At 65.9% G+C, this 26,643-nt stretch carries 23 protein-coding genes and 1 tRNA gene; 15 read left to right on the top strand and 9 right to left on the bottom strand.

Features of this window, described 5'->3' with window-relative positions; translation table 11 throughout:
- Positions 1-119: 119 nt before the first annotated feature.
- Complete coding sequence (locus HBA54_RS23845; protein ID WP_167229459.1) at positions 120-788, bottom strand: RraA family protein; 669 nt, start codon at positions 786-788, stop codon at positions 120-122.
- 229 nt (positions 789-1,017) lie between these two features.
- Between HBA54_RS23845 and HBA54_RS23840 the strand changes: the two genes are divergently transcribed.
- The 8 genes from HBA54_RS23840 (at position 1,018) to HBA54_RS23805 (ending at position 9,391) form a co-directional block, all read left to right on the top strand.
- On the top strand, positions 1,018-1,590 hold the full coding sequence (locus tag HBA54_RS23840; protein WP_167229456.1) for a DUF1353 domain-containing protein: 573 nt from the start codon (positions 1,018-1,020) through the stop codon (positions 1,588-1,590).
- A gap of 112 nt (positions 1,591-1,702) precedes the next feature.
- Entirely contained in the window at positions 1,703-2,623 is a 921-nt protein-coding gene (panC, locus tag HBA54_RS23835; protein ID WP_167229453.1) for a pantoate--beta-alanine ligase, read from the top strand.
- A gap of 260 nt (positions 2,624-2,883) precedes the next feature.
- Positions 2,884-3,858: a phosphate/phosphite/phosphonate ABC transporter substrate-binding protein gene (gene phnD, locus HBA54_RS23830; RefSeq protein WP_167229449.1), complete on the top strand. Its 975-nt coding sequence runs from the start codon at positions 2,884-2,886 to the stop codon at positions 3,856-3,858.
- Between the two features lie 88 nt (positions 3,859-3,946).
- On the top strand, positions 3,947-4,768 hold the full coding sequence (gene phnC / locus HBA54_RS23825; protein ID WP_167229446.1) for a phosphonate ABC transporter ATP-binding protein: 822 nt from the start codon (positions 3,947-3,949) through the stop codon (positions 4,766-4,768).
- A complete protein-coding gene (phnE, locus tag HBA54_RS23820; RefSeq protein WP_167229443.1) occupies positions 4,765-5,574 on the top strand; it encodes a phosphonate ABC transporter, permease protein PhnE in 810 nt (269 codons plus the stop codon). The genes phnC and phnE (HBA54_RS23820) overlap by 4 nt, the downstream gene beginning before the upstream one ends.
- Before the next feature lies 1 nt (position 5,575).
- Positions 5,576-6,388 (top strand): phosphonate ABC transporter, permease protein PhnE, encoded by an 813-nt coding sequence (gene phnE / locus HBA54_RS23815; protein ID WP_167229440.1) that lies wholly within the window; start codon positions 5,576-5,578, stop codon positions 6,386-6,388.
- 133 nt (positions 6,389-6,521) lie between these two features.
- Positions 6,522-7,481 (top strand): TAXI family TRAP transporter solute-binding subunit, encoded by a 960-nt coding sequence (locus HBA54_RS23810; protein WP_167229437.1) that lies wholly within the window; start codon positions 6,522-6,524, stop codon positions 7,479-7,481.
- A gap of 92 nt (positions 7,482-7,573) precedes the next feature.
- On the top strand, positions 7,574-9,391 hold the full coding sequence (locus HBA54_RS23805; protein WP_322096106.1) for a TRAP transporter permease: 1,818 nt from the start codon (positions 7,574-7,576) through the stop codon (positions 9,389-9,391).
- An 18-nt stretch (positions 9,392-9,409) separates the two neighbouring features.
- On the opposite strand, the gene HBA54_RS23800 is transcribed toward HBA54_RS23805, so the two are convergent.
- Positions 9,410-9,484: transfer RNA gene (locus HBA54_RS23800), tRNA-Gln, on the bottom strand.
- A 90-nt stretch (positions 9,485-9,574) separates the two neighbouring features.
- The gene (locus HBA54_RS23795) at positions 9,575-12,229 is read right to left on the bottom strand and encodes an MMPL family transporter (RefSeq protein ID WP_167229434.1); all 2,655 of its coding nucleotides are present in this window, start codon (positions 12,227-12,229) and stop codon (positions 9,575-9,577) included.
- A gap of 228 nt (positions 12,230-12,457) precedes the next feature.
- Between HBA54_RS23795 and HBA54_RS23790 the strand changes: the two genes are divergently transcribed.
- On the top strand, positions 12,458-13,549 hold the full coding sequence (locus HBA54_RS23790; protein ID WP_167229431.1) for a peptidoglycan-binding domain-containing protein: 1,092 nt from the start codon (positions 12,458-12,460) through the stop codon (positions 13,547-13,549).
- Between the two features lie 4 nt (positions 13,550-13,553).
- Here HBA54_RS23790 and HBA54_RS23785 read toward each other — a convergent pair whose 3' ends face one another.
- From HBA54_RS23785 to HBA54_RS23775, 3 genes are all read right to left on the bottom strand, one after another.
- Positions 13,554-14,432 carry a 4-(cytidine 5'-diphospho)-2-C-methyl-D-erythritol kinase gene (locus HBA54_RS23785; protein ID WP_167229428.1) on the bottom strand — a complete coding sequence of 293 codons (879 nt, stop codon included), beginning with the start codon at positions 14,430-14,432 and terminating at the stop codon, positions 13,554-13,556.
- A gap of 27 nt (positions 14,433-14,459) precedes the next feature.
- The gene (locus HBA54_RS23780) at positions 14,460-16,247 is read right to left on the bottom strand and encodes a tetratricopeptide repeat protein (protein ID WP_167229425.1); all 1,788 of its coding nucleotides are present in this window, start codon (positions 16,245-16,247) and stop codon (positions 14,460-14,462) included.
- 227 nt (positions 16,248-16,474) lie between these two features.
- A complete protein-coding gene (locus tag HBA54_RS23775) occupies positions 16,475-18,127 on the bottom strand; it encodes an electron transfer flavoprotein-ubiquinone oxidoreductase (RefSeq protein ID WP_167229423.1) in 1,653 nt (550 codons plus the stop codon).
- A 320-nt stretch (positions 18,128-18,447) separates the two neighbouring features.
- On the opposite strand from HBA54_RS23775, the gene HBA54_RS23770 reads away from it, so the two are divergent.
- From HBA54_RS23770 to HBA54_RS23750, 5 genes are all read left to right on the top strand, one after another.
- Entirely contained in the window at positions 18,448-18,936 is a 489-nt protein-coding gene (locus HBA54_RS23770) for a hypothetical protein (protein ID WP_167229421.1), read from the top strand.
- A 133-nt stretch (positions 18,937-19,069) separates the two neighbouring features.
- Positions 19,070-19,933, top strand: coding sequence for a uracil-DNA glycosylase (locus HBA54_RS23765; protein WP_167229419.1), 864 nt, complete (start codon positions 19,070-19,072; stop codon positions 19,931-19,933).
- Between the two features lie 288 nt (positions 19,934-20,221).
- Positions 20,222-22,186, top strand: coding sequence for a lytic transglycosylase domain-containing protein (locus tag HBA54_RS29775; RefSeq protein ID WP_167229417.1), 1,965 nt, complete (start codon positions 20,222-20,224; stop codon positions 22,184-22,186).
- A complete protein-coding gene (gene moaB / locus HBA54_RS23755; protein ID WP_167229415.1) occupies positions 22,173-22,718 on the top strand; it encodes a molybdenum cofactor biosynthesis protein B in 546 nt (181 codons plus the stop codon). Before HBA54_RS29775 ends, moaB begins: the two co-directional genes overlap by 14 nt.
- 151 nt (positions 22,719-22,869) lie before the next feature.
- On the top strand, positions 22,870-23,565 hold the full coding sequence (locus HBA54_RS23750; RefSeq protein ID WP_167229413.1) for a nitroreductase family protein: 696 nt from the start codon (positions 22,870-22,872) through the stop codon (positions 23,563-23,565).
- 33 nt (positions 23,566-23,598) lie between these two features.
- Here the strand turns inward: HBA54_RS23750 and HBA54_RS23745 are convergent, their stop codons facing one another.
- A complete protein-coding gene (locus HBA54_RS23745) occupies positions 23,599-23,904 on the bottom strand; it encodes an ArsR/SmtB family transcription factor (protein ID WP_437126250.1) in 306 nt (101 codons plus the stop codon).
- A 149-nt stretch (positions 23,905-24,053) separates the two neighbouring features.
- On the opposite strand from HBA54_RS23745, the gene HBA54_RS23740 reads away from it, so the two are divergent.
- Positions 24,054-25,148, top strand: coding sequence for an NADH:flavin oxidoreductase/NADH oxidase (locus HBA54_RS23740; RefSeq protein WP_167229409.1), 1,095 nt, complete (start codon positions 24,054-24,056; stop codon positions 25,146-25,148).
- Here the strand turns inward: HBA54_RS23740 and HBA54_RS23735 are convergent.
- Together HBA54_RS23735 and HBA54_RS23730 are read right to left on the bottom strand one after the other, a co-directional pair.
- The gene (locus HBA54_RS23735) at positions 25,133-25,741 is read right to left on the bottom strand and encodes a TIGR04282 family arsenosugar biosynthesis glycosyltransferase (RefSeq protein ID WP_205944878.1); all 609 of its coding nucleotides are present in this window, start codon (positions 25,739-25,741) and stop codon (positions 25,133-25,135) included. The genes HBA54_RS23740 and HBA54_RS23735 overlap by 16 nt on opposite strands.
- A 126-nt stretch (positions 25,742-25,867) precedes the next feature.
- Positions 25,868-26,578, bottom strand: coding sequence for a TIGR04283 family arsenosugar biosynthesis glycosyltransferase (locus tag HBA54_RS23730; RefSeq protein WP_167229407.1), 711 nt, complete (start codon positions 26,576-26,578; stop codon positions 25,868-25,870).
- Positions 26,579-26,643: the final 65 nt, after the last annotated feature.

The raw sequence follows: 26,643 nt of genomic DNA, 5'->3' as shown, positions 1-26,643 counted from the left end.
CGGACCTTATCTTCGGACTTCGGAACGGGCCGAGGCATGGATACTCGGGACAAGCCCCAGGGTGACGATAAGCAAATTACGGCAGAAGTGAAAACCAAGCCGCGGTTCTTTGCCGCCCTTCAGAACTTGCCGTATTTCAGATAGGCCTGCTGCGGGTCCATGCCGTCGAGGATGGCGCGGCGCACTTTGTTTTCGGTCTGCACCGCCGCCTCCGCCGCCGTCACGATGACCGCCGCCTGCGCCCGGGGCAGCACGCAGGCGCCGTCGCGGTCGGCCAGGATGTAATCGCCGGGGTGGATATCCGTCTCGCCGATGCGGATCGGCACATCCATGCCGTCGGGCAGCCAGACGCCCACCACATCGCGCGGCGTGGTGTAGCGGCAGAATACGGGAAAGCCGATCTCCAGAATGAAATCGACGTCGCGGCAACCGCCGTCTACGAGATAGCCGAGGATACCGCGCCGCTGCAGGGTTTCCGCCGAAAGCTCGCCCATATGGGCGATGGTCGCGTCGTTGGGCTGGCAGACCACCACCGTGCCGGGCCGGGCCTTGCCGAGAAAACCGGTCCACTGCAGCAAGGTCTCATGCGGGTCGGCATTGTGGTCGATATGGCCGGACAGCGTGAACACGGGTCCGGCCAGCCGCTTTTCCGGAATCAGCGGGCGGATGTCGTGGGGCAAAGTGAAATCGCGGAGGCCGAGATCGCGCATCACGTCATGCACCACGCCCGTGTAGCAGGCCTGCAGACGCGCCGTCAGATCGGCCTCGTTCCCGGTGTTGCCGGCCATCCCTTTCCCCCTTTTCGTTTCCGCCATGCTAGCCGCTGACCGCGGGGAAGCGCAGTGGAAAACGACGCGGCCGGCGCAGTGGCGCGATACCTCCCGACACGGACAAGAACAACGCCCGTATTTCACACAGGCCCGGCAGGGATCGCTGCTCGACCCGCAGGGGCGGTTCGGGTAAGGCTTGCAGCGACGCCTGCTGTGGATCTTCGCCCCTAGCGCAAGGAGACACGACATGACGACAGGAGAGCCGGGATGGGACCCGGGACCGGACCCGTTTCCGCAAGACGATATCCGCCGGATCGCCGACTTCGAATACCTGGACGAGCTGAAGTTCCTGCGCCATGCAAAGGTGCACGTTCGCAAGACCCCGGAATCGCTCTGGCAACTCGCCGCCGATTTCCGCGTCGCCATGACGGTGCACCTGAAGGATGGCGGGTCCCGGCGCCTGACCATAAAGGCGCCGCGCGGCCTCTTTACCGATCTGGCTTCCGTGCCGCAGGCGCTATGGGCTTTCGCCGGCCCCATCGGCCGGCATCTCGAAGCCAGTGTCGTTCACGACTACCTCTACATGGCCTGGACCGATTTCCGGGACACGGGACATCCATCCCTAGGGCGCAATCGGCATTTTGCCGACGCGATGTTCCTCGCCGGCATGACGGTGTCGAAGGTGGCGATGCGCTGCCCGATGTATCTCGCCGTCCGGACCGTCGGCGGGTTCGTGTTCCGCCGCAAACCCTATTCGCTCAAGCAGAGAATGGAAGACTGGCTGCCGCTTCTCGACGACGGGCATGGACGGTCGGGCTGACCGCCGCGGCGCCGGCGGTTTAATGTTGCATTGCAAAAAGAATTGTTGATCGAAAGCAGAATTACCGCAGAATTCCCCACTTCGCAGGTGCCGCAAAAGAGGGGATGAGATCATGACCGCCGCTGGAACCGCCCCAGGGGCCGCCCGAGGGACCACCCCAGACGCGAAGGAACTGGCCAAACTGCGCCGGATCGCCGCGCTGCGCAGCCAGGTCGCCGCCTGGCGACGCGCCGGGGAGAGCGTCGCCATCGTCCCGACCATGGGCGCCCTGCACGACGGGCACCTGGCGCTGGTGCGCCGGGCCCGGAGCGATTGCGACCGGGTGATCACCACGATTTTCGTCAATCCGATGCAGTTCAACCGGCGCGACGACCTTTCGGGCTATCCGCGCGACGAGGCCGGCGATGCCGCCAAGCTCGCCGAGATGGGGGTCGATGTGCTCTTCGCACCGGCCGCCGAAGAGGTCTATCCCGAGGGCTACCAGACCCGCGTATCGGTGCCGCTGCTGTCCGATTGTCTCTGCGGCGCGGCCCGGCCCGGCCATATGGAGGGCGTGGCGACGGTGGTCGCGAAGCTGCTGCTGCAGTCCCTGCCCGACGCGGCCTATTTCGGCGAGAAGGACTATCAGCAGCTCCTGGTCATCAGGCGCATGGCCCGCGACCTGGACATCCCGGTGCGTATCGAGGCGGTGGCGACGGTGCGCGAGGCGGACGGCCTGGCGCTGTCGTCACGCAACCTTCTGCTGACCCCGGCGCAGCGCGATCAGGCGACGGCGATGTACCGGGTTCTGAGCGAACTGGCGGCGCGCCTGAAGGACGGCCGGACCCCGGCACAGCCGGCGCTCGCCTGGGCCCGGGCGGCGCTCACCGAGGCCGGCTTCGACCCGATCGACTACCTGGAACTGCGCGGCGCCGACAGCCTGCAGCCGCTCGAACGCGCCGAGCAGCCGGCCCGGCTCTTCGCCGCCGCCTGGCTGGGCCAGGTCCGCCTGATCGACAACCTGGCCATCGCGACTGGCTGCGCAAATGACTGACGGTGCCCGGCGGCATTGAGAAACCGACCCAACGTTGCAGAACCCCCTTCAACTAACGCTTAAGGACGCAGACCACGGGCCCGATCCGCTGTGCAGGCGGCTCCAGAGCAGACCCCCCGGCAGAAGCCTATCCCAGGTCAGTTTCTGCTTGGCGAGCCCGCGCCGATCTGAGAGCTTAGCGCCACAAATTTGCAACAAAGCACGGAGCCCGCCCGATGGCGGCAACGCTTCGACAAGTTGCGCAGAGGGAGGAAGAAAGCATGAGATTATCTGCATCACTGGCCGTTGTTTCGGGCTTGGTTCTGGGCTTCATGGCGTTTGCGCCTCAGGTCCAGGCGGCCGAGGACTGCCATCGCGGCACGCTCGACGAGCGCTACTGCGACCGCGACTTCAACCTGACGGCGGACCTGCCGGCCGATCCGGCCGACTGGGTCGACCCCGATACCATCATCTTCTCCTACACCCCGGTCGAAGACCCGGCTGTTTATGCCAAGGTGTGGGACGGCTTCATCCAGCACATGGCGGAAGTGACCGGCAAAGAGGTCGTTTTCTTCCCGGTTCAGTCCTATGCCGCGCAGTACGAAGCGATGCGCTCAGGGCGCCTGCACATCGCCGGTGTGAACACCGGCGGCAATCCGGTCGCGGTCTCCTGTGCCGGCTTCGTGCCTTTTGCGATGATGGCTTCGGCCGACGGCTCTTTCGGTTATGAGATGGAGATCATCGTTCCGGCCGACAGCGCCATTCAGTCGCCGGGCGATCTGAAGGGCAAGACCCTGGCCTTCACCTCCCCGACCTCCAACTCCGGCTTCAAGGCGCCCTCGGCGATCCTCAAGGGCGAGTTCGGCATGGAAGCGGACAAGGACTTCAAGACCACCTATTCAGGCAAGCACGACAACTCGATCCTGGGTGTCGTCAACAAGGACTACGAAGCCGCCGCCGTGGCCAACTCGGTCCTCAAGCGCATGATCGACCGCGACGCCGTGAAGGCCGATGCCTACCGCACGGTCTACAAGTCGCAGACCTTCCCGACCACCGGCTACGGCCACGCCCACAACCTGCATCCGGTGGTGGTCGCCAAGATCAAGGAAGCCTTCTTCTCCTTCCCCTGGGAAGGCTCGGACCTGCAGGCCGAGTTCAAGAAGGAAGCACGCTTCATCTCGATCCATCACAAGTCCGATTGGAATGTGATCCGCAAGATCGACACCGCCAACGGCGTCTCCTACGACTGCAAGTAATGCGATGGTGATCCGGGAAGCGGGCTCGTAAGAGCCCGCTTCCCCTTCTTTGCGGCAAGTCGGGAATGAGATCAAGTCGGGGAATGAGATGCTGCGTCTCGAAAACCTTGTAAAGCGCTACAAAACCGGCGACCAAGCCTTGAAGGGGGTCAATCTTGAGATTCCCAAAGGCCAGGTGCTGGCCCTGATCGGTCCCTCGGGCGCCGGCAAGTCGACCCTGATCCGCTGCATCAACCGCCTGGTGGAGCCGACCGCCGGTGCCGTCTATCTGAACGACGTCAATGTGGCCGCCGTCGGCGCGGGGGAGCTGCGCCGTCTGCGCCGGCGCATGGGCATGATCTTCCAGGAATACGCCCTGGTCGAACGCCTGACGGTGATGGAGAACGTGCTGTCGGGACGGCTGGGATACGTCGGCTTCTGGCGCAGCTGGTTCCGCAAATTTCCGCCCGACGACGTGGCCGAGGCCTTCAGGCTGCTCGACCGGGTCGGCCTCATGCACATGGCCGACAAGCGCGCCGACGAACTTTCCGGCGGCCAGCGCCAGCGGGTGGGGATCGCCCGTGCCCTCATTCAGAACCCCGAGCTGCTGCTGGTCGACGAGCCGACCGCCAGCCTGGACCCCAAGACGTCGCGCCAGATCATGCGGCTGGTCTGCGAGCTTTGCACCGAACGGGGCCTCGCCGCCATCATCAACATTCACGACGTGATGCTGGCGCAGATGTTCGGCCAGCGCATCGTCGGCCTGCAGCTGGGCGAGATCGTCTACGACGGCCCACCCAACGGACTGACCAGCGATGTGCTGACCACGATCTACGGCGAAGAGGACTGGGAAGCGACCATCGACAAGGTCGAGGAAGAAGAGGAAGAAGAGACGACCACCGCAGAAGCCGTACTCGGGGCTGACAGGTGAGCGAACTCAGCCCGGCCTATCCACGCAGCTGGAAGAAACCGCCGCTGATCGCCTCGGCCTGGCTGCGGCGCGGCCTGTGGCTGGGCGCGGCGATCTATCTGGCGCTGGCCCTGGGGACCATGGAGGTCAACTGGACCCGGGTGATGGACGGGCTGCCGCGCGGCGCCGCCTTCCTCAGCGCCTTCTTCCCGCCCGACTTCGTGACGCGCTGGGATTCCATCGTCGACGGCATTCTGGAATCGATCTGGATGACGGTCATCGCCACTGTCGCCGGCATCGCCCTTTCCGTTCCCGTCGGCCTGGGCGCGGCGAAGAACCTGGCGCCCATGCCGGTCTATCTGTTCTGCCGCGGCATCGTCGCGGTTTCGCGCACCTTCCCCGAAGTGATCCTGGCGATCTTCGCCGTGAAGCTTTTCGGCTTCGGGCCCTTCGCCGGCTTCCTGGCGCTCTCCATCGCCACGGTCGGCTTCTTCGCCAAACTGCTGGCCGAGGACATCGAGAACATGGACCCGTCTCAGGCCGAAGCCGTGAAGGCGACCGGCGCCTCCTGGTTCCAATGGATCAACTACGCCATCCAGCCTCAGGTGATGCCCCGCATGATCGGCCTGTCGATGTACCGGCTGGACATCAACTTTCGCGAATCCGCCGTGGTCGGGATCGTCGGCGGCGGCGGCATCGGCGCAACCCTGCTGACCGCCTTCGACCGCTACGAATTCGATTCGGCGGCGGCGATCCTGCTGGTGATCATCGGTATCGTCATGGTGCTGGAATATCTCTCCGGCTATCTCAGGCGCTGGGTGCAGTGACATGCCGGTAATCGAACAAAACGATCGCCTGGTCTGGAGGCGCCGCACCACGCCGCAGCAGTGGGGCCGATGGTTTGCCTGGCTGGTCGGCGTCGCCATCGTCGTCTATTCCTGGCAGATCATTTCCGATAAGACGATCTGGTTCTTCGTCGCCGATGCCGGCACCCAGGCCGCCGACATGGCCGAGCGGATGGTACCGCCCAAGTGGTCCTACATGGAACAGCTCTGGCTGCCGATCTGGGACACCATCAACATCGCGACCCTGGGCACCCTCATCGCCCTGGTGCTGGCCTTTCCCATCGCCTTCTGCGCTGCCAGCAACACCAGCCCGCACCCGGTCGTGCGCTCGGTCGCGCTCTTCATCATCGTTTCCTCGCGTTCGATCAACTCGTTGATCTGGGCGCTGATGCTGGTGGCCATCATCGGGCCCGGCGTCTTCGCCGGCGTCATCGCCATCGGCCTGCGCTCCATCGGCTTCTGCGCCAAGCTGCTCTACGAAGCCATCGAGGAGATCGATGCCACCCAGGTCGAGGCCGTCACCGCGACCGGCGCGACCGGGCCGCAGCGTCTCGCCTACGGCATCGTGCCGCAGATCCTGCCCGCCTTCGCCGGCATCGCGGTCTTCCGCTGGGACATCAACATCCGCGAATCCACGGTGCTCGGCCTGGTCGGCGCCGGCGGTATCGGCCTGCAGCTCAGTTCCTCGATCAACAGCCTCGCCTGGACCCAGGTGTCGCTGATCCTGCTGGTCATCCTGGCCACGGTGGCGGTCAGCGAATGGGTCTCCGCCAAGGTCCGCCACGCCATTATCTGAATGCCGGGGATCTGAGATGTGGGGCCGCGCCCGACTTGCCGGGTCTTGCCCGATCCGGTCCTTTGCGGCAGGCTCTTGGCCAAGAAATGACCGCCGCGACGGCGGGCGAAAACACACATGGGGAGCAGCCCGGATGAACCGCAAAACCCTGGCCGCCGCGCTGGCGGCCGCAACCGTTCTTTCCGCCTTCGGCCAGAGCGCCGCGGCGGAAACCCGCGTCACCTACAAATCCGCGAAATCCACCTCGTCCTACTACCAGATGGCGGTGCAGATCGCCGAAGCCATGAAGGCCGGCAGCGGCGGCGAGATCATCGTGACGGTGGAGGAAAGCCAGGGCTCGGTCCAGAACGTGAAGGAGGCCGCCAACCGCAGCGGCAACTATGTCTTCACCACGCCGCCCAGCCTGGTGAAGCTGGCCCTGGCCGGCAAGAAGATGTTCGAACCCAAGGACGCGGCCTTTGAAAAGATCCGCAGCCTGTTTCCCATCCCCTCCCTCACCATGCACTACGTGGTGCGCGCCGATGCCGGGGTCGATGACTTCGCCGGGCTGGCGGGCAAGGACTTCATCATCGGCAAGGGCAGCTTCGGCGCCCGCGAGGCGGCCAAGAACTTCGAACTCTTCGGCCTGACGGACCAGGTGAAGCTGGTGAACGTGGAGCTGGGCTCCGCCGTGCCGGCCCTGAAGAACGGCCAGGTCGACGGCTTCGCCACCGCCGGCTCCTACCCCGCGCCCAACGTGATGGAGGCCGCCGCCGGTACCGAGATCCGCCTGCTGTCGATGTCGGAAGAACAGCTTGCCGCCACCAAGCGCACCAAACTGGTGATCCCCGCCGGCACCTATCCCGGCATCGATTACGACGTCACCACCACGTCGCTGCCGGTCGCCGCCTACACCACGGCGGCGATGGACGAGGACACCGCCTATCGGCTGACCAAGACCTTCTGGGAAGGCAAGACCCAGATGGGCGCCGCCAACCCCTGGTGGAACGGGGTCAACGCCGACATGCTGGCCACCCTGGGGGCCGAACTGCACCCCGGCGCGATTCGGTATTATCAGGAGGCCGGCCTTACCGGCAAAGTGTCCGCCCAGTGACTTCTCCAACGGCTTGCCGTCACCCGGCAACTTGATGTAGACGGGAAGCCGTGAACTTCAGATTGGGCGCGCAGAACGCCCAAGAGGGGAGCGTGCGAGGAAGGGAGCAGATCACCGTGGCGGATAGTGTCGAAGCCACGGGTATTCGGCGCGGTTTCTTCTCCCTCCTCGCCCTCGTCTCCGTCGGCTTTCATCTCTGGCTGATCTTCGCCGGGCTGATCCCCAATCTGGTCAGCCGCCCCCTGCACCTCATGCTGGCCCTGCCCTGGGTCTTCCTGGCGGCGGAAAGCGGCGGTCCTTTCAGCCGCTGGTCCGGGCGGCTCCTCTGCCTCGCCGGGCTGCTGGCCTGCAGCTACATCATCGTCAATCTGGAAAGCCTGGACGAGCAGTACGGCAGCCTGCGCGGACCGCTGCAGTACACCCTCGCCATCGTGCTCATATTGGTGGTGCTGGAAATGGCGCGCCGGGCGATCAAGCTGGCCCTGCCGCTGGTCGCCGTCACCGCCCTGGCCTACGGTCTCTTCGGCCAGTATCTGCCCGGCGAGTTCGGCCATCCCGGCATTCCGGTGAATTCCTTCCTCGGCACCCTGGTGATCGCCGAGGGCGGAATCTGGGGCTCGCTGACCGGCGTCTCGGTGAACGTTGTGGCGGTCTTCGTCATTCTCGGCGCCTTTGTCGGCGCGGGCGAAGGCGGCGCCGGTTTCATGGCGCTGGCGACCCGGCTGGCCGGCAGGTTCAGGGCGGGCGCAGCCAAGGTCTCGATCCTTTCCTCCGCCTTCTTCGGCTCGATCTCCGGCTCCGCCTCGGCCAACGTCGCCTCGACCGGCGCCATCACCCTGCCGACCATGAAGCGCCTGGGCTATCCGCCTTCCTTCGCCGCCGCGGTGGAAGCCGTCGCCTCCAGCGGCGGGCAGATCATGCCGCCGCTGATGGGCGCCGGGGCCTTCATCATGGTGGAGCTGCTGCGCCTGCCCTACACGGCGATCATGGCGGCGGCGATCCTGCCCGCCCTGCTGTTCTTCTGGGCCAGTTGGACCGGCGTCGACCGCTTCGCCAAGGGCTACGGCCTGAAGGGCATGGCGCGCGAAGACCTGCCGGACCGCAGGACCCTGCTGACCACCGTGCCCTTCTTCCTCATCCCCTTCGGCCTGCTGCTCGCCGTGCTGTTCCTCACCGGCTACACGCCGCAGTTCGCCGCCGGCCTGGCCATCTTCGCCGCCGCCAGCCTGCTGATCACCGACCGCAACGGAACCTTCTCCATCCTCGCCTTCCTCAGGCGCTTCGAAGGGGCCTGCAACAACGCCGCGCGGCAGATCGCCACCATCGCCGCCATCATCATCTGCGCCGGCATCGTCATCGGTGTCCTGCACATGACCGGCCTCGGCGTGAAGGTGACCTCGGTCATCATCGGCCTTTCCGGCGGCCACCTCTGGGGCGCCCTGCTGCTGACCGCGCTGGCCTGTCTCATCCTGGGCATGGAGGTGCCGACCACGGCGGCCTATGTAATCTGCGTTTCGGTCGCCGGCCCGGCGCTGCAGGAACTCGGCCTGCCGGCGCTGCAGGCCCATCTCTTCGTCTTCTGGTATGCCCTGCTGTCGACCATCACCCCGCCGGTCTGCGGCACCGTCTTCATCGCCGCCGGCATGGCGAACACGCCCTGGGTGCCGGTGGCCGGCAAGGCCATGCGCCTCGGCCTCGGGCTCTATCTCGTGCCGCTGGCCTTCGTCGCCAACCCGGCGCTCATCGCCCCCAATGTAAACCTGCCGCTCGCGCTGTTGGCCCTGGTGAAGATCGGCCTCGGCCTCTGGCTGATCAGCCGCGCGCTGATCGGCGCCGGCGACGCGCTCTGGCTGCGGCTCGGCGCCGGCGCGGCCGGAATGGCGGCGATCTTCGCCTTCGGGGTGATATAGGTCTTCAGGAAGAAAGGTTGGCTGGGGCGGCAGGGATCGAACCTGCGAATGCCGATACCAAAAACCGGTGCCTTACCACTTGGCTACGCCCCAACAATGCCGCGTGACCCCCACTATCCTAGGACCGGAGGCCGGGCGGGCGCAATTTAACGCCCGGACTGCCGCGCCGCAATGCTCTTGGTTTTATCCCTCTCCCCGCCTTTCCGTGACCGCCAGCAGGGCCGGCAGCAGCAGCAGGATGCAGAACAGCGTGACCACGATGGCCAGGGTCAGCAGCATGCCCATGCTGGCGGTGCCGGGATGGCTGGAGAGCCCCAGCGCCCCAAAGGAGGCCAGGGTGGTCAGTGCGCTCAGCAGGATCGCCCGCGGCGTCGAATTCGCCCCCGCCGCGCCATCCGGTCCGGCTTGGCGCAGCTCGCGCGCCCGCATCACCGAATGGATACCGCTGTCGACGCCCAGGCCCAGCAGCAGCGGCAGCACGATGACGTTGGCGAAGTTGAACGGCAGGTCGAGCAGCACGCCCGCCGCCACGGTCATCGCCGCCGCCAGTACGAGCGGGATCAGCACCAGCAGGCAGTCGCGCAGGGAGCGCAACACCAGCCAGAGCAGCACCGCAATGGCGACCAGGGCGATCAGGCTGGCCTGAACGAAAGCCTCGATCACCGCGCGGCCGGCCGCGACGATGGTCACCGGCGGCCCGGAGACGGTCGGCACCACCGCCTGCACCGCATCGACAAAGCGCGCCCGCGCCGCCGCATCGCGCAGGTCGTCGCGCGGCTGGACTTCGATCAGCGCCCGCCCGTCCGCCGCCCTGTAACGGGCGATCAGGTCCGGCGGCAGGTCCTCAAGACCGACCGCATCAGCCTCCAGCGCCTCGCCCAAGCGGTCGATCTGCGGACCCAGGCCGGCAAGCCAGGCCCGTTCCAGCTTCGCCAGCACCGCGTTATCACCGCCGTCCAGGGCCCGGAGTGCCGTCAGCAGGCGCCCGGCGGCATCGCCAAGCGGCGGCGGGGCCGTGGCCAGGGTCTGCTGCAGAGCCGTCAGGGCCTTACGGCGCTCATCGGGGCCCGGAGGCGCCAGCGGCTCGCCCGGCAGGAAAAGCGGCGAGAGAAACAGCACCATTTCGTCGATCACCGCCAACTTGTCCTGCTGATCCGCCGGCACGAAGTCTGCGAGGGTAACTGCCGCGGCAACTTCGGGCAGGGCCTCCAGCCGCGCGGCCAGCGCCACCGCCTGGGGCAGGTCGGCGGCCAGAACCTCCGCCTCATAGGGCTGCACCCGCTCGTCCGACAGCAGGTCCAGCAAGGTGGCGACGGAGGGTGAGTTCGGGTCGCGCAGGTTCAGGGGGTCGTCGTCGAAGACCGCCTGCGGCAGGGCCAGCAGGGAGGCAAGCGCCAGCAGCCCGCCGAGGCCCAGCAACCAGCGGGCACGCTGCCCGGCCTGGCGGTGGACCCAGGCGCCAACGGCCGCAATCGGCCCGGGCTGCAGCGGTGCGGCCTGCAGCGGCAGCAGGCTGAGCAGGGCCGGCAACAGAGTGAGGTTGGCAAAGAGCGCGATGAACATGCCGCCGCCGGCGATCAGCCCCAGTTCAGACAAGCCGCGGTAGGCGGTCGGCAGAAAGGCAAAAAAGGCGATGGCGGAGGACAGGCCGCACAGCAGCAGCGGCCGGCCGATCAGCGCCGCCGTCAACGACAGCGCGGCCTGGGTGCCGCTCTCCCCAGGTTCGGCATGGAGGGGTTCGCCCGAGGAACCGCCGGCCCCCAGGACCTCGCGGAAGCGCAGCGCGAAGTGAATGCCGAAATCGACGCTGAGGCCGATGAACAGCACCGCAAAGGCCACCGATATGAGGTTCAACTGCCCGACCGCCAGCGCCGCGAAACCCGCCGTCCAGCAGAGACCGACGACCAGGGTTACCAGAATCGGCAGCACCAGCCGCCAGGAGCGCAGGCCGATAAACAGCACGCAGGCCACCAGCACCGCCGACAGCAGGCCGACGAAGCCGATGCCGCTGCGCACCGAATAAAGCTCGTCCTGGAGCATCAGGGCCTCGCCGGTCAGCCGGATGCGATAGCCGGCCGCCGCGTCGAAACCCGAGACCTCGATCGCCGCCTCGATGGCCACCACGGCCGCCGCCACCGGGGTCAGGCTGGCAAAATCGGTCCGCGGTTTGACGATGAGAAAACGGCGTTTCTGCGAATCAGTCTCAGCCTGTTCCTGCAGCAGGGCGGGCCAGGAAAGCCTGGCATGGGGCTGCGTCGGCAAGGCCTCGGCCACCGCCGCCAGGCTGTCCAGCAGGAACCCAAGGTTCTCGCCGCCGCCCTCTGCCTCGGTGAAGGCGTTGGTCAGCAGGCCCTGCAGGCCGCGCAGCGAGGGGTCCTCCAGCAGCGCCGCCAGCAGGGGTTCGGCCTCGGCAAGCCGGTCCGCCTGGGTATCCAAATCAATCTGGGAGAGAAAAAGAAGCCCGTTGCGGCGAAAAAAGGCCGCGCCCTCGAGATCGAAGACGCTCTCGAAGCGTTCGGGTTGCTCCCTCAGGGTAGCGGCCAGTCGCGCCGCCGCCTGCTCCGCGGCCAGACTGTCGGGACCTTCGATGACCAGGATCAGGGTGTCGTCGCGCTGGGGAAAGGCCAAATCAACCGCAACGTTATTCTGCCGAAAGGGCAGATCTTCCGACAGCATATCGGTGGTCGAGGTGTTGATACTGAGGGTGGTGACGGCGAACCACAGCAAGCCGGCGGCTGCCAGCAGCGACAGGCTGACCACCAGCCCGGCCCGCCGGCAGACCCGGCGAACCCAGGCAGAAACCCAATCATGAGAGGAGTCGGGCATTTTCGAAGACATGGCGCCCCAATTCGGTATCTCCGCTTATAGTCCGCCGCCGCCGCCTTTGACAACGCCGGGAGCGCCAAAGATTGAGGTTTTTTAAGGACTTCGAATTAGGGCTCCGTTAACTACGGCTGGCCCATAACGTCCTATAGGAACTTGGGCTTTCCTGCCTGGCGGCGGAAAGACCGGGGGAAAATGCGTGAGACGACAAGCACGCAGATCATCAACTTGCCGCGTGAGAGAATGAGCGAGCAAACCGAAAAGGCGAGCCAGAATCCGCGTAAAGCGGCCGCAGGAAAGCGGCCGCCGAGGAAATCGCGCTCGCCCGGGGCCAAGACCACCGCCAAACGGCACGGCCAGGAGAAGGGGACCCAAGGGACAGGGCCGAAGAAGGCCGCTGACGCGATGGAGAAACCCAAGAACTCTCTGGCGCCGGACCCTGCCACCATTACCTTCGGAAGCAACCGGCCGATCGTACCGCCACCGCCGCCAAAGCCGGTCAGCTCAGGCTTGCGGTTTTCCGGCCCTTCGGCGGGCACGCTCAAAGCCAGCGGACCGCAGGCAACGTCGGCCAAAGCCAATGGCCTGACCTTCACGGACGCGGCGCCGGAAGAAACCAAGTCCACCACTGCCCCCCAGGCGCCCAGGCCCCCCAAAGCGCCCGAAACAAAGACCGGCAAACCGCCAAGCAACAAAGCGGCCACGGCGAAATCCGGAACCAAGCCGCCGCAGGACGGCAAAAAGCCCGACGGTGCGGCAACCGCCAAAGCGAATTCGGGCAAAGCAAATCCGGACGGCGAGAAAACGCCAGCGAAACCCGCCGGTATCACAAAGCCCGCCATTGCGCCGCAGCAGGCTGGACCGCTGATCGAAAAAACGCCGTCGCGCCGCCCCGCCACCTATGCACTGCTTGGCTTTGCAGCGGTGGCCGGTCTGACCTGGTGGTTCAGCAATCAGCCGGTCGTGGAGCCGCAGCAGGGCAGCGGCGAAATCGCGGCCTTGCAGGACCCGGCCCCCGGCAATCCGGCCGCCGGGCAGGCAGCCGTTGGCCCGACAGAGGCTCCGGGCGCCGGCGACAGCGGATCGACGCCGGCCCCTGCCCAAGCAAGCGCCCCTGCCAGCGATGCCGTGACGATTGCCGAGCTCTGGGAGATCCAGGACATCCTGCGCCAGCTTGATCTCGCCCCCGGAACAAGCAACGGCCAGTTGACACCCGCCACCCGGGACGCGATCCGCAGCTATCAGGAGATGGCGGGCCTGGCCGTTACCGGCGAGGCCAGTCCGGCACTGCTCCAGGAACTGCGCTCCGTCGCCGCGCTCTACAACGGCGGTTGATACCTCAGCCGGCCCGCAGGCCGGTCGCCGTTACCCACCAGCCGGGCTCCGCACCCCGAAGCGCAAGGGCGGCACTCTCGGCATCGGCATGGTTTTCATAGATCGCAAAGCAGGTCGCGCCGCTGCCCGACATGCGGGCCAGGCGGCAGCCGGGCGTCGCGGCCAGGCTATCCAGAACCCGCGGCACCACCGGTGAAAGCCGCCGCGCCGCCTCCTCCAGATCGTTCGGCCGTTCGCCGAGCCAATCCAGCAGGGTATCGAAATCCGGCGGCGGCAGCTGTTCGTCGGCGCGGCTGAAGGCAGGCTGCCGGGCCTTGAAGACAGCAGCGGTGGACAGCGGCACCCCCGGATTGACGAGAACCAGGGCCAGGGCCGGAAAGGCAACGACCGGCCGCAGCACTTCCCCGATGCCGGACATCACGACGGTCCGGGCAGCAAGACAGACCGGCACGTCGGCGCCCAGTTGCAGGGCAAGATCCAGCAGGCTGGGATCGTCGGGCGATAATCCGGTCAGGCTGCAAAGCCCCCGCAGCACGGCGGCGGCATCGGCCGAGCCACCCCCGATGCCGGCGGCGACCGGCAGGTTCTTTATCAGGGTAACGGCAACGTTCAGGGGCCGGCCCGCCAAGGCCGAGAAGCCTTCTGCGGCCCGCAGAACCAGGTTGTCCGCCGCCGCCGACAGCCCGGCGGCAAAAGGCCCATCGATGGTGAGGTTCAGGACATCGCTTTCCTGAAACCTCAGCACATCGCCATGCTCGGCAAAGACCACCAGGCTGGACAAGGCGTGATAGCCATCGTCCCGCCGGCCGGTAACCTGCAGCGTGAGATTGATTTTGGCCCAGGCGGTTTGATCCGCCAAAGCGGTGCCCTTCAGATCAAGCATCTTCAAGTCGCTCTGGGTCCGCTAGCGCTAGATATCCTGCGGCAGGGCATCCATGCCGTCTTTGATCTTCTTCTCGATGATGGGGATCTGATCCGCCTCGGGATCGAGACTGAGCGAGCGGTTCCACTGAAACCTCGCCTCGATCCTGCGGCCGACACGCCAGAGCGCATCGCCCAGGTGGTCGTTGATCACCGGATCCTGCGGACGCAGCTCGACAGCTTTTTCCAGCTGCACCACCGCCTCCTCGTAACGGCCGAGCCGGTAGTAGACCCAGCCCAGGCTGTCGACGATGTAGCCGTCACGCGGGCGCAGCTTCACGGCGCGCACCAGCATCGCTTCCGCCTCATCCAGGTTCTTCTTCTTCTCAACCCAGGAATAAGCCAGATAGTTCATCACGTAGGGCTGTTCCGGCTGAAGGCCGAGGGCGTTCAGGAAATCTGCCTCCGCGCGCTCCCACTGGTCCGAACGCTCCAACGCGATGCCGCGGAAATAGAGCAGCGACCAATGGCGCGGAAGGATCTCCGACAGGCGGTCGACGGCGTCGTCATAGGCGACCACCGCCTCCTCAAAACGTTCCTCGGCGCGCAGCAGATTACCTTTTCGAAACAGCGGCTCGTAGCTGCCGGGCCGCTCTGCGGCCAGGTCGTCTAACTCGGTAAGGGCCAGATCGACCTCTTCCAGGGCCTGCAGCTCTTCGGCAACGCGCAGGCGCACGACCCAGCCGAAGAGTGAGTCTTCCGGGATCGACCGATAGGCGGCAATGGCGTCAAAGCCACGACCCTGATTCTGCAGGATCTCACCCAGCAGCACCCGCGCAAGAGTGAAGTCGGGGCGCAGCGCGATGGCCTGATAAAGGTGGACCAGGGCCGCATCGGTGGCCGACTCCTGGCTCAAGAGACTAGCGATATGAAACAGCACCTCGGCCATGCCGTCGGTCGCTTTGGTCACCTCCACCGGGCTGGTGACGCCCTTTTCGGCATTCTCCAGCATCGGCGCCAGAATGTCCGAGCCGGGATTGCTGGAAACAAAATCGCGGTAGACTTCCAGCGCCCGCGCCTGCTGGCCGTTGCGCTCAAAGAAACTGCCGGCCAACCAGGTCAGGCGCAGGGTCGGTCTGCCGGTGGTGGAAAGCAGGGTTTCGTACCCCGTTGCCGCGGTTTCGCTGCGGCCCCCCACCTCGTTGATCAGCGCGGCGTGAAGCCCGTGGAGCACCGCGAAGCCGCGCTCCCCCTCCAGAACCGAAAGACGCTCCAGGCCGCCGTCGGGATCGCCCTCTCCGGTCTTAACCCAGGCACGCAGCATCGGGACGAGAATCTGGTTGATGCCGCGTTCGGGCTGCATCGCCAGGATCTCATCGGCACGCTGCATATCGCCACTGCGCGCCGCCTCGACGGTAAGAACCAGATTGGCGACGGGGTTTTCGGGCTGTACGGCGATCACCCGCTGGGCCAGGCCGGCCGCTTCGTCCTGCCGGCCGGTGGCCGCCGCCAACTCCAGCGCCGGCAGCAAGACCTCGGGATTGTCGGGATCGTAGCGCAGAGCCTGGATCATATAGTCGGCCGCTGACTCCAGGTCCCCGTCACGCTTTGCCACCAAACCCGCCAGATAGGCGCCGTAAGGCGAGGCGATGGTCGGCGTGCTCGCGCGCTGCGGCAATTCAGCGGAAACCAACTGAACCGAAAGGTCGGCTCTTTGAACCGGCGGCTCCGCGCCGCAAGCCGCGGGAACCAGGCCAACCACCAGCGCGGCCACCGCCGTCTTGGGCCAATGGCCCCAGCGTGTCACCCGCTGCGTTATGGGTCGAACTTGCGACAAATCCATCTCCTGGCGTTGTTGCCTACGGCTGATTGCCCGGTCTAATCGCCTAGTCTAACCGAGGGCGGCAAGAGGCCACAACGCCGGGCTTGGCGCGCATCTTCACGCTCCTGCGATCAGCCGGATCGCGTTCCAACCCTTAAAGTGGACCAAATCCGCCGTATCGCAAGGGATCAAACGAGGGTCAGGCGATCAATGGGGGTGCCGCCAGGGCATCCCGTCGGCGGCTACATGTTCGGATAGTTCGGGCCGCCCGCGCCTTCCGGCGTAACCCAGACGATGTTCTGGGTCGGGTCCTTGATGTCGCAGGTTTTGCAGTGAACGCAGTTCTGCGCGTTGATCTGCAGGCGCGGGTTGGCGCCGTCGTCGTCGCGGACAATCTCGTAGACCCCGGCCGGACAGTAGCGCTGGGCCGGCTCGTCATAGAGCTTAAGGTTGTGCTCCACCGGTACCGAGGCGTCTTTAAGCGTGAGGTGAACCGGCTGATCCTCCTCGTGGTTGGTGTTGGAGATAAAGACCGAGGAAAGCCTGTCGAAGGTGAGCACACCATCGGGTTTGGGATAATCGATCTTCGGCATCTCCGCCGCCGGCTTCAGGCATTCATGATCGGCATGCCTGTGACGGAAGGTCCAGGGCGCCTTGCCGCCGAGCAGCTTCAGATCGAGGGCGCCATAGAGCATTGAGCCATAGAGCCCCCACTTGGTGAAGGCGGGCCGGAAATTGCGCGCCTTGTGGAGTTCCTCGTGCACCCAGGAGCCTTCGACCTTCTGTGTGAAGGTCGTCAGTTCGGCCGGCGGCTCGCCTTCCCCGCTCAGCGCTTCGAAGGCGGCTTCGGCAGCCAGCATGCCGGTCTTCATGGCATTGTGGCTGCCCTTGATCTTCGGCACGTTGAGGAAGCCCGCCGCGCAGCCCATGATCAGGCCGCCGGGAAAGGTGAGTTTCGGCAGAGACTGCAGCCCGCCTTCGTTCAACGCCCTGGCGCCGTAGGCGATGCGCTTGGCGCCCTCCAGCATCGGACGGATGGCGGGATGGGTCTTGAAGCGCTGCATCTCCTCAAAAGGCGAGAGATGCGGATTGTCGTAGTCCAGGCCGACGACGTAGCCGACGTAGGCCTGGTTATTCTCCAGGTGATAGATGAAGGAGCCGCCCCAGGTGGTGGTGTTCATCGGCCAGCCGGCGGTGTGGATCACCGTTCCGGTCTTGTGCTTCGCCGGGTCGAGCTGCCAGAGTTCCTTGATGCCCAGGCCATAAGTCTGCGGGTCCGCGCCTTCGCGCAGCCCGAACTTCTGCTCAAGCTGTCTGGTGAGGGACCCGCGGCAACCTTCGCCGAAGAAAACATAGCGGCCGTGCAGTTCCATGCCCTGCTGATAGGACGGCTTCTGCGCCCCATCCTTGCCGATGCCCATGTCGCCGGTCGCCACGCCCTTGACCCGGCCGTCGTCGTGATAGAGCACCTCCGAAGCCGCGAAGCCGGGATAGACCTCGACGCCCAGCGCCTCTGCCTGCTCGCCCAGCCAGCGGCAGACATTGCCCAGCGAGACCACGTAGTTGCCGTGGTTGTGCATCTGGCCGGGCAGCATCCAGATCGGCACCGAGATGCTGCCCTTCTCGGACAGCAGCAGGAATTTCTCGTCGCCGACCGGCGCATTCAGGGGCGCGTCCTTTTCCTTCCAGTCGGGAATCAGCTCGTTCAGGGCCCGCGGTTCAAGGACGGCGCCGGAGAGAATATGGGCGCCGACCTCGGAGCCCTTCTCCAGGACACAGACCGAAACCTCCTTGCCGCTTGCCTGGGAAAGCTGGCGCAGGCGGATGGCCGCCGAAAGGCCGGCCGGACCGGCCCCGACGATGACCACATCGTATTCCATGAACTCGCGTTCCAAGATCTCTCACTCCTCAAACGCCGGGGTGCTCTTCCCCGGTCCATCAATCCCGGGCCCTTTGTCAGGCCACTGCCGGGCCAAATCCAGGGCCCTTATGGTTTCGCTCTGCCTGTTGGTGTCGGAACGGAAGGTTGCCTTCGTTCCGACAGGTTTCCCCGGCATCGCACGACCGTCTTCATAGTACAGACCCGGGGCCGGGGCCAAGCAAAGCAGGCGCGCCCGTTATTCGCCATTTACCGCCGTTTTAGGCGCCCAGACGTGCGTCCTTACCGAAAATTCACCATTCCGGGCCATGTTACGGCCACTGGAGAACCGAAAAGATGGCCGTACAAGAGATTTCAAGGCAGGACGACGAAGGCGAGGTCGAGAACGATCCGAGCCCGCTGGACGAGCTGACCCATGCCGAAATGCGCATGCTCTACGCCGAATCGACGGAGTCGATCCGCTATGCCAAGACCCGCCAGTGGCGCTCCCTGAGCGGCATCCTGCTGATGTTCGGCGCGCTCATGGCTGCCTCCCAGTTCGCCGCCACCAATGCCCAGCTGGTCAATCTGATCGTCGCGATCAGCTTTCTCTGCAGCGGCGGGGCGATCTATACACTGGCGCTCTATCAGGCCTGGCAGAATACCGAACGGGAGAAACTGCGCGAGATCGGCCGCCACCTGTCCAGCTACGCCCAGTCGGTCCGCGCCGTGAAATCATCGCGCGAGGCGAACGTTCATCGCTACACGCTGCTGATCTTCATGATCTTCAGCGTGCTGATCGGCAACATCATGGTGGTGCTCTTCGCCTCCCCCGTCTTCCATTAGACCGATCTTCCGCTAGACGATACTTCCAGCAGAGCATTTTCCAAGCCCGTCTCACCCCCGGCAGACTTTCCGGCCGTTGGGCTTTCAGACCGGCGGGCTTTTCGGCGGGCCGCCGCCTCTGCTATCGTTGCCCATGATCAGCCAACAGCCGGACCCTGCGGCAAGCTTGGCCGCCTTGCAGTGGCTCATTGATGCCGGCGCCGACGAAGCCGTCGGCGAGGTGCCGCTCGACCGGACCGCGCTGCCGGACCCGCGGCGGCAGACCCGGGCGTCATCGTTGCAGACTGGGGCTCAGGCGCCGAAGTCTGCAACGATGACGCCGAAGACGGCGAGCCCGGCACCGCGCCCGCGCCCTACGCCGGGTCTCGCCTCGGCCAGCGAAACCCAGGCCGATGCCCAGCGCCTCGCCCAGGCCGCCAATTCGGTTGAGGAAATCCGTCAGGCACTGGAGCGTTTCGACGGCTGTCCCCTGAAGGCGACAGCGACCAACCTCTGCCTCTACGACGGCAATCCGCAAGCCCGGATCATGATCATCGGCGAGGCCCCCGGCGCTCAGGAAGACCGCCAGGGCAAACCCTTCGTCGGCCCGGCCGGGCAGATGCTCGACCGCATGCTGGCCGCGATCGGCCTGGATCGTAGCCAAGTCTACATCACCAACCTGCTGTATTGGCGCCCGCCGGGGAACCGCAATCCGACCCCGGCGGAAATCGCCGCCTGCCTGCCTTTCCTGGAACGCCAGGTCGAGCTGCTGGCCCCCAAGCTGCTGCTGCTCACCGGCGGCATGTCGGCCAAGACGCTGCTGAACAAAAGCGAGGGCATCCTGCGGCTGCGCGGCCGCTGGGACGACTATCGCCACCCCCGGATGGGCGAAACGATCCCTGCCCTGCCGACCCTGCATCCGGCCTATCTGCTGCGCCAACCAGCGCAAAAGCGCGAGGCCTGGCGGGACCTGCTGGCCTTTGCCGAGGCCATGGAGCGCGAGGGCCTTGCCCCCTAGAGCAGATCCATCGACCAGGATCTGCTCTAACTCTTTGATGTCGATCGGATTCACATGTTTTGTCGGAACCACTTTGTGGTTTCGACAAAACATGACCCGATCTAGGCGGGCCGATTCCTCCCAGATTCCCGTTGGATTCCTTGCCGATTTCCAATGGCCTCTAAAAAGCCATACTTAACGCCGATTTAACCCCGGCCGTGGCCTGCTGGTGCCTGCGGAGTTGCAGACATATCAGTGCTTGTTTAACGTCATCGGAAAACCGGGGCTATGAAAACACCGGGGGTCGCAGTGCAATCTAGGAGTCGGGTCGGTGCCCTTGTTTCCCGGGCACGGCCTTCTTTTGCTTATGTCGGGCGTTTTCTCGGCGCGGCGGCCTGCCTGCGCCTGGCGGCTGCCTTCGTCGTTGCCGGCTTTCTGGGTGCGGTGCCGGGTTTTGGACCGGGCGCAGCCGCACAGGTTCTGCAGCCAGGCGATCTGCAACCCAAAAATCCGAGTATCCAGAGTCAACCGGGCGGAACGGCCGCCCTGCCGGCCGGGATCGTCCCGGGCCCGGACGGCCTGCCGGCGGTGCTGTCGCCGGGTGACGCCGACCGCTACCGCCGGGTCTTTGCGCTTCAGGAAAAGGGCCGCTGGAAGGAAGCCGACAAGCTGATCGCGGGCTTGGGCGACCGCCGGCTGATGGGCCACGTCCTGGCCCAACGCTACCTTCATCCCACAGCCTATCGTTCCCGCTACAAGGAACTGAAGGCCTGGATGGACAGCTACGCCGACCATCCCCAGGCCCAGCGCCTCTACAAGCTGGCGCTGAAGCGGCGCCCGGCCAACTACCGCCGCCCGCAGCCGCCGGTGAGCCCCGGCCGCGGCATCGTCTCGGGCGGCAAGCGGGTCAGTACCGACTACGTTTCGCCGCGCAAACGCAGCAAGGCGACAAAGCGTAAGGTCGCCAAGCTGCTGCGCCAGGTGCACCACAACGTGCTGCGCCAGCGCTTCAGCGTCACCGAAGACCTGCTCAACAAAAAATCGACCCAGAAGCTGCTGGACCAGGTCGAACTGGACCAGGCCCGGGTGCTGGTCGCCTCCGGCTGGTTCTATTATGGACAATCGCAGCGCGCCTATGCCATCGCCAGTGCCGCGGCACGGCGCTCCGGTGCCGCGGCCCCGATGATCAACTGGATCGCCGGTCTGGCGGCCTGGCGGGTCGGCGACCTGGAATCCGCCGCAACGTTCTTTGAGATACTCGGCAATGCCGAGCGGGCGCCCGGTTGGAATATCGCCGCCGGCGCTTACTGGGCCGCGCGAACCAATCTGAGATTGCAGCGCCCGGAGCGGATCAGCCCGCTGCTGCAGCGCGCCGCGCTCTATCCCCATACTTTTTATGGCCTGCTGGCGCGCCGCGCCCTGGGCATGCCGATCGAGTTCGACTTCGGGTCCCACCGGATGGACCCGCAGATGGCGGCGCTGCTGAAGAACAACCCGGTCGGCGCGCGCGCCCTGGCGCTGATGCAGGTCGGCGACAGCGAAGCGGCGGAGCGCGAACTGGTGAAGGCCGGTTCCTGGGGCGACCCGCGCATGAGCCAGGCTCTGTTGGCCCTGGCGCAGCACGCCCGCATGCCCTCCCTCGCCTTTCGCATGGGCAGCCAGTTGGCACGCCAGCGCAGCGATCAGGCGACCCCCGGCGCCCTGGACGCCGCGCTCTACCCGATACCGCCCTGGCAGCCGGAAAACGGCTTCACCGTCGATCGCGCGCTGATTTTTGCGCTGATGCGCCAGGAATCGGGCTTCAACACCAAAGCCAAGAGCCCGGACGGCGCGCGCGGCCTGATGCAGTTGATGCCGCGCACCGCCAGCTATATCGCCCGTGACCGGCGCTACCGCGGCAAGGCGCGCAACGAACTGTTCGACCCCAGCCTGAACATGGAGCTGGGCCAGCGCTACATCGCCTACCTGCTGCGCCACGAAAGGGTGCAGGGCGACCTCTTCCGCCTGACCACCGCCTACAACGGCGGCCCCGGCAATCTCGGCAAGTGGGCGCGCAGGATGAAGGCGGGCGACGACCCGCTGCTCTTCATCGAGGCCCTGCCGTCGAAGGAAACCCGCCTCTTTATCGAGCGGGTGCTGACCAACCTCTGGATCTACCGCCAGCGTCTCGGCCAGCCGGCCCCCTCGCTGGAACGACTTGCGGGCGGCGACTGGCCGCGCTACGAAGCCTTGGACGGAACCCGTGCCGAGGTTGCACTGTATGGCCAGAATTGACGAAAGCCTGCCCTTCCTGCCTGTAAACATTGCCGTCCTGACCATCTCCGACAGCCGTACGCTGGCGGACGACAAGTCGGGCCAGCGCCTGGTCGAGATGATCGCCGCCGATGGGCACAAACTCGCCGCGCGGCAAATCGTCACGGATGACGGCGACAAGATCGTCGCCGCCCTGAAGGCCCACATCGCAGATCCCGATGTCGATGTGGTGATCACCACCGGCGGCACCGGGGTCACCGGCCGCGACGTGACGCCGGAGGCCTTCAAGCAGGTGATGGAAAAAGAGATCGAGGGCTTCGGCGAACTGTTCCGCTGGATCAGCTACCAGAAGGTCGGCACCTCGACCATGCAGAGCCGCGCGATCGGCGGTGTCGCCGACGGTACCTACCTCTTCGCGCTGCCCGGTTCGCCCTCGGCCTGCAAGGACGGCTGGGAAGAGATTCTGAAGTTCCAGCTCGACTCCCGCCACAAACCCTGCAACCTCGTCGAACTGATGCCGCGCCTGAAGGAACACCTGAAGGCGGCGAGCTGAATCCCCCAAGACGAATCCGGCGCGAAGCGGCCTTCCGCGTAAAAAGTTAACCCGTGCATTCGCCTTTATCCTTTGAAATCAACGGGCGAAACGCTTTACTGCAGGTTGTGCCGCCATTTCATGGCGGCGGCACCGGAACCGGAGCATGCAAATGAGTGATGCCAGCCTCGCCGCCCCTGCCTACGAAGCGATCCCCCTGCCCGATCCGCGCAGCTTCAGCGATGCGGAAATGGCCGAGCGGGCGGCGGAATTTCTGGAGGAAATGAAAACCCGCCATTCAATCCGCGATTTCGCGCCCACACCGGTGCCGCGCAGTGTGATCGAGGATTGCATCCTGGCGGCGGGGCGCGCACCCAGCGGCGCCAACCGGCAGCCCTGGCATTTCGTGGCGGTCGGCGATCCTGCCATGAAGAAACAGATTCGCGAGGCGGCAGAGGCCGAAGAAAAGACGTTCTATGACGGCAAGGCGGGCGACGACTGGCTCTCGGCCCTGGCGCCGCTCGGCACCGACGATGAGAAGCCCTTCTTGGAGACCGCGCCCTGGCTGATCGTGATCTTCGCCGAGCGCTACGGCGTCTCCGCCGAGCGCAAGATCGTGAAGAACTACTACATCAACGAATCGGTCGGCATCGCCACCGGCATGCTGATCACGGCCCTGCACTGCGCCGGGCTGGCGACCCTGACCCACACGCCCAATCCGATGCGCTTCCTGAACGACATCTGCGGGCGCCCGGAGAATGAAAAGCCCTACATGATCCTGGTTACCGGCCACGCCGCAAAAGACGCCACCGTGCCCAAGCACGCCAAGATCAAGAAGCCGCTGGAAGAGATCGCCACCTTTCGCTGATCTGGCCGCTGTTCGAGGCAACTGACCAACGCTTCAGGCGGCGCCGCGTTCGGGCGCCGTCAGCACAGCCTGCAACAGCCCGGGAAACAAGCTGTCGAGCTCGGCGCGCCGAAGCTCGTTCATATGAGTCGTGCCGTCGGTGCGGGTCCGCAGAACACCGGCGTCGCGCAGCACCCGGAAATGATGCGACATGCTCGACTTCGGCCGCCCACAGTCCAGCGCCGCGCAGGTTGCCTCGCCCTCACGGTCCAACTGACGCACCACGTCCAGGCGCACCGGATCGCTGAGCGCATGGAGCACGCGCGCCAGCTCAATATCCTCCGGCCTTGGATGCCGCATCGCCCTCATGCCTTGAACCTCAGGTCTATGCCCCTATATTTCGGTAGTTCGATTAATTTCGAACTACCGAACTTCTGAGTAAAATATAGGCTTTCCGCCTGATTTCGCAAGCCTCCGGCAGGACAGCCCAACACCAGGGGACCCCCCAGATGTCGTCGCTCTTCGATCCCTTTACCCTGAAAGACGTTACGCTGCGCAACCGCATCGCGGTCTCGCCCATGTGCCAGTACTCGGCCGAGGACGGCGTGATCAACGCCTGGCATTACACCCATCTCGACAGCCTGGCCCGCGGCGGCGCCGGCCTGGTGATTGCCGAGGCCACCGCCGTCTCACCCGAAGGCCGCATCACACCGGGCTGCGCCGGCCTGTGGTCGAACCGGCAGGCCGAGGCCTTTGCGCCCGCCGTCCGGTCGATCAAGGCGGCCGGGGCGGTGCCGGGAATCCAGATTGCCCATGCCGGCCGCAAAGCCAGCGCCAACCGGCCCTGGGAAGGCGACGATCATATGGCCGAAGACGACCCCCGCGCCTGGCAGCCGCTCGCCCCCTCCGCCCTGCCCTTCGGCGCCAACCTTCCGCGCCGCCCGACGGCGATGACCAAGGACGACATCCTCAAGGTGCAGCGGGACTACGTCGCAGCGGCGGAGCGCGCCCGGCAGGCCGGCTTCGAATGGCTGGAACTGCATTTCGCCCATGGCTATCTCGCCCAGTCGTTTTTGTCGCCGCACTCCAACCAGCGCGACGACGACTACGGCGGCAGCTTTGAAAATCGCATCCGCTTCCTGACTGAGACCTTCGCGGCGGTACGGGAAGTCTGGCCGCAGAATCTGCCCCTGACCGTGCGCCTGGGCGTCATCGAATTCGACGGCCGCGAGGAGACGGTGGACGAAGCGACCGAACTGGTGCGGCGCCTTGCCGGGCTGGGCCTCGACCTGATCGATGTCAGTCTCGGCTTTTCGATCCCCGGCGCCGACATCCCCTGGGGCCCCGGCTTCATGGCGCCGCTTGCCGAGCGTCTGCGCAGCGAAGCGAAAATCCCGACGGCCACGAGCTGGTACATCAGCGACCCCCAACAGGCGGACCAGATGATCCGTGAAAACAAGGTGGACCTGGTCATGCTGGGCCGGGCGCTGCTGGCAAATCCGCACTGGCCTTACGACGCCGCCCGCACCCTGGGCATCGACAAACCGTCCTGGACCCTGCCCGCGCCCTATGCCCACTGGCTGGAGCGCTACCGCGCCGCCTGATCTCTCAGGAGTTGGAGATCGGCCCCGGTATCGACATCGCGCAACCGGTCCAGCAAAGCCACCCGGACATCCTTCAGGTTCGCCAGGGTATCGTCGAGGGTGGCGGCGCTGGACCAGCGCACGCCGTCGAAAGGGGGGCGGACAACCGGCCGCCGCCGGGCGCCGACCAGCCAGTAACCGCCGTCCTCCGCCGGGCCGAAGACCCAGTCCGCCGCGCCCAGGCTTTTGAAAGCCCCGCCGATGTGGGCGCGCGTGATACCGGGAATGTCGCTGCCGATCATCACCAGCGGCCCGGGCGGCAGGGTCTCGAAAAGCCGGCCCATGCGGCGGCCCAGATCGCCCCGGCCCTGCGGCAACAAATCGCCGTGGAAAGGCCAGAGCCCGCGGCCCGACAAAGCCGCTGAGTCCGGCGTAACCGCCAACCAGAGCCGCCAGCGTGGATCGGCCGAGAGGTCGCGCAGCAGGCCCGCCGTATGGCCGCGGTAAAACCGCAAAGCCCCGACGGTACCGATGTCCCGCGCCAGGCGCCGCTTCACCGTTCCCAGACGCGGCGCCCGCGCCATGACCACGAGATGTTTCTGCAAGTCGGTCACGGTCTACGTCTCTCTGGGATTGACGGCACCGGCCCGCTCCCCCTCCCTGCCACCCAACGCCAGTATCCTATGGATGGCAGGGAGGGGGAGCGGGCTGGAACCGCTTCGACGTAAGTCGAAAACACGCTAACCGTAAAGCCGCGCCAGCAGGCGCGGCGGCGCCCCGGCGAAGTAGAGCGAGAGAATTGAAAGGTTGCGCAGCGGCCGCAGCAGCCAGCCGCCCCGCCGGTAACGAACCGCCGAGGTCACGGCGGCAGCGTCGAGCATCACCAGATTGTGCCGTCCCTGGCGGCGGACCAGACGGCGCAGAATGTCCACATCCTCCATCAGCGCCAACGGACGAAAGCCGCCAAGGTGGTCATAGAGCCTGCGGCTGATCAGCAGGCCCTGGTCGCCGTAAGGCAGGCCCAGGCGGCGGCTGCGCCAGTTCGCCAGCCGCTCGATGTGCCGCGCCTGCGGCGCCGGGTCGTCCAGCGCGAAACGGAAAACGGCGGCGCGCCGGTCCGCCCCTTCACCCGCGAGGAAACCGGCCACTTCCTGTGACCAACCGCTCTGCAGCACGGTGTCGGCATGGAGGAACAACAGCCAGTCGCCCCCGGCGGCCTCCGCCCCGGCTTGCAACTGAAGACCCCGTCCGACCGGCGAAGCGATGACCCTTGCGTCTGCCGCGGCGGCCAATCTGCCGGTGGCCGCGCTGTCGCCGGCCTCTGCGATGATCACCTCGCCCAGCAGCCCGCGCGCCCGCGCCTCCGCCAAAGCCGCCAGGCCCGCCGGCAGGGTTGCGGCGGCATCGAGGCTGGGGATCACCACCGAGAGCGTTGGGGCTGATGCGGTCATGCGCCAGGATGTAGCATGGAATGCCGGCGGCGGCGGAAACCAAGATTTCGTGATTTTGCGCCGCG

Origin of the sequence: Pelagibius litoralis, from assembly GCF_011683915.1 — a bacterium.
Taxonomy (GTDB): domain Bacteria; phylum Pseudomonadota; class Alphaproteobacteria; order Kiloniellales; family Kiloniellaceae; genus Pelagibius; species Pelagibius litoralis.
This window is presented reverse-complemented; position numbering and strand designations above follow the sequence as displayed.

What these genes read in the sequence shown, in the direction of transcription:
- HBA54_RS23845 (WP_167229459.1), bottom strand. Translation starts at nt 788, where the DNA reads ATGGCCGGCAACACCGGGAACGAGGCCGATCTGACGGCGCGTCTGCAG.
- HBA54_RS23840 (WP_167229456.1), top strand. Translation starts at nt 1,018, where the DNA reads ATGACGACAGGAGAGCCGGGATGGGACCCGGGACCGGACCCGTTTCCG.
- panC (WP_167229453.1), top strand. Translation starts at nt 1,703, where the DNA reads ATGACCGCCGCTGGAACCGCCCCAGGGGCCGCCCGAGGGACCACCCCA.
- phnD (WP_167229449.1), top strand. Translation starts at nt 2,884, where the DNA reads ATGAGATTATCTGCATCACTGGCCGTTGTTTCGGGCTTGGTTCTGGGC.
- phnC (WP_167229446.1), top strand. Translation starts at nt 3,947, where the DNA reads ATGCTGCGTCTCGAAAACCTTGTAAAGCGCTACAAAACCGGCGACCAA.
- phnE (WP_167229440.1), top strand. Translation starts at nt 5,576, where the DNA reads ATGCCGGTAATCGAACAAAACGATCGCCTGGTCTGGAGGCGCCGCACC.
- HBA54_RS23810 (WP_167229437.1), top strand. Translation starts at nt 6,522, where the DNA reads ATGAACCGCAAAACCCTGGCCGCCGCGCTGGCGGCCGCAACCGTTCTT.
- HBA54_RS23795 (WP_167229434.1), bottom strand. Translation starts at nt 12,229, where the DNA reads ATGTCTTCGAAAATGCCCGACTCCTCTCATGATTGGGTTTCTGCCTGG.
- HBA54_RS23790 (WP_167229431.1), top strand. Translation starts at nt 12,458, where the DNA reads ATGAGCGAGCAAACCGAAAAGGCGAGCCAGAATCCGCGTAAAGCGGCC.
- HBA54_RS23785 (WP_167229428.1), bottom strand. Translation starts at nt 14,432, where the DNA reads ATGCTTGATCTGAAGGGCACCGCTTTGGCGGATCAAACCGCCTGGGCC.
- HBA54_RS23770 (WP_167229421.1), top strand. Translation starts at nt 18,448, where the DNA reads ATGGCCGTACAAGAGATTTCAAGGCAGGACGACGAAGGCGAGGTCGAG.
- HBA54_RS23765 (WP_167229419.1), top strand. Translation starts at nt 19,070, where the DNA reads ATGATCAGCCAACAGCCGGACCCTGCGGCAAGCTTGGCCGCCTTGCAG.
- moaB (WP_167229415.1), top strand. Translation starts at nt 22,173, where the DNA reads ATGGCCAGAATTGACGAAAGCCTGCCCTTCCTGCCTGTAAACATTGCC.
- HBA54_RS23750 (WP_167229413.1), top strand. Translation starts at nt 22,870, where the DNA reads ATGAGTGATGCCAGCCTCGCCGCCCCTGCCTACGAAGCGATCCCCCTG.
- HBA54_RS23745 (WP_437126250.1), bottom strand. Translation starts at nt 23,904, where the DNA reads ATGCGGCATCCAAGGCCGGAGGATATTGAGCTGGCGCGCGTGCTCCAT.
- HBA54_RS23740 (WP_167229409.1), top strand. Translation starts at nt 24,054, where the DNA reads ATGTCGTCGCTCTTCGATCCCTTTACCCTGAAAGACGTTACGCTGCGC.
- HBA54_RS23730 (WP_167229407.1), bottom strand. Translation starts at nt 26,578, where the DNA reads ATGACCGCATCAGCCCCAACGCTCTCGGTGGTGATCCCCAGCCTCGAT.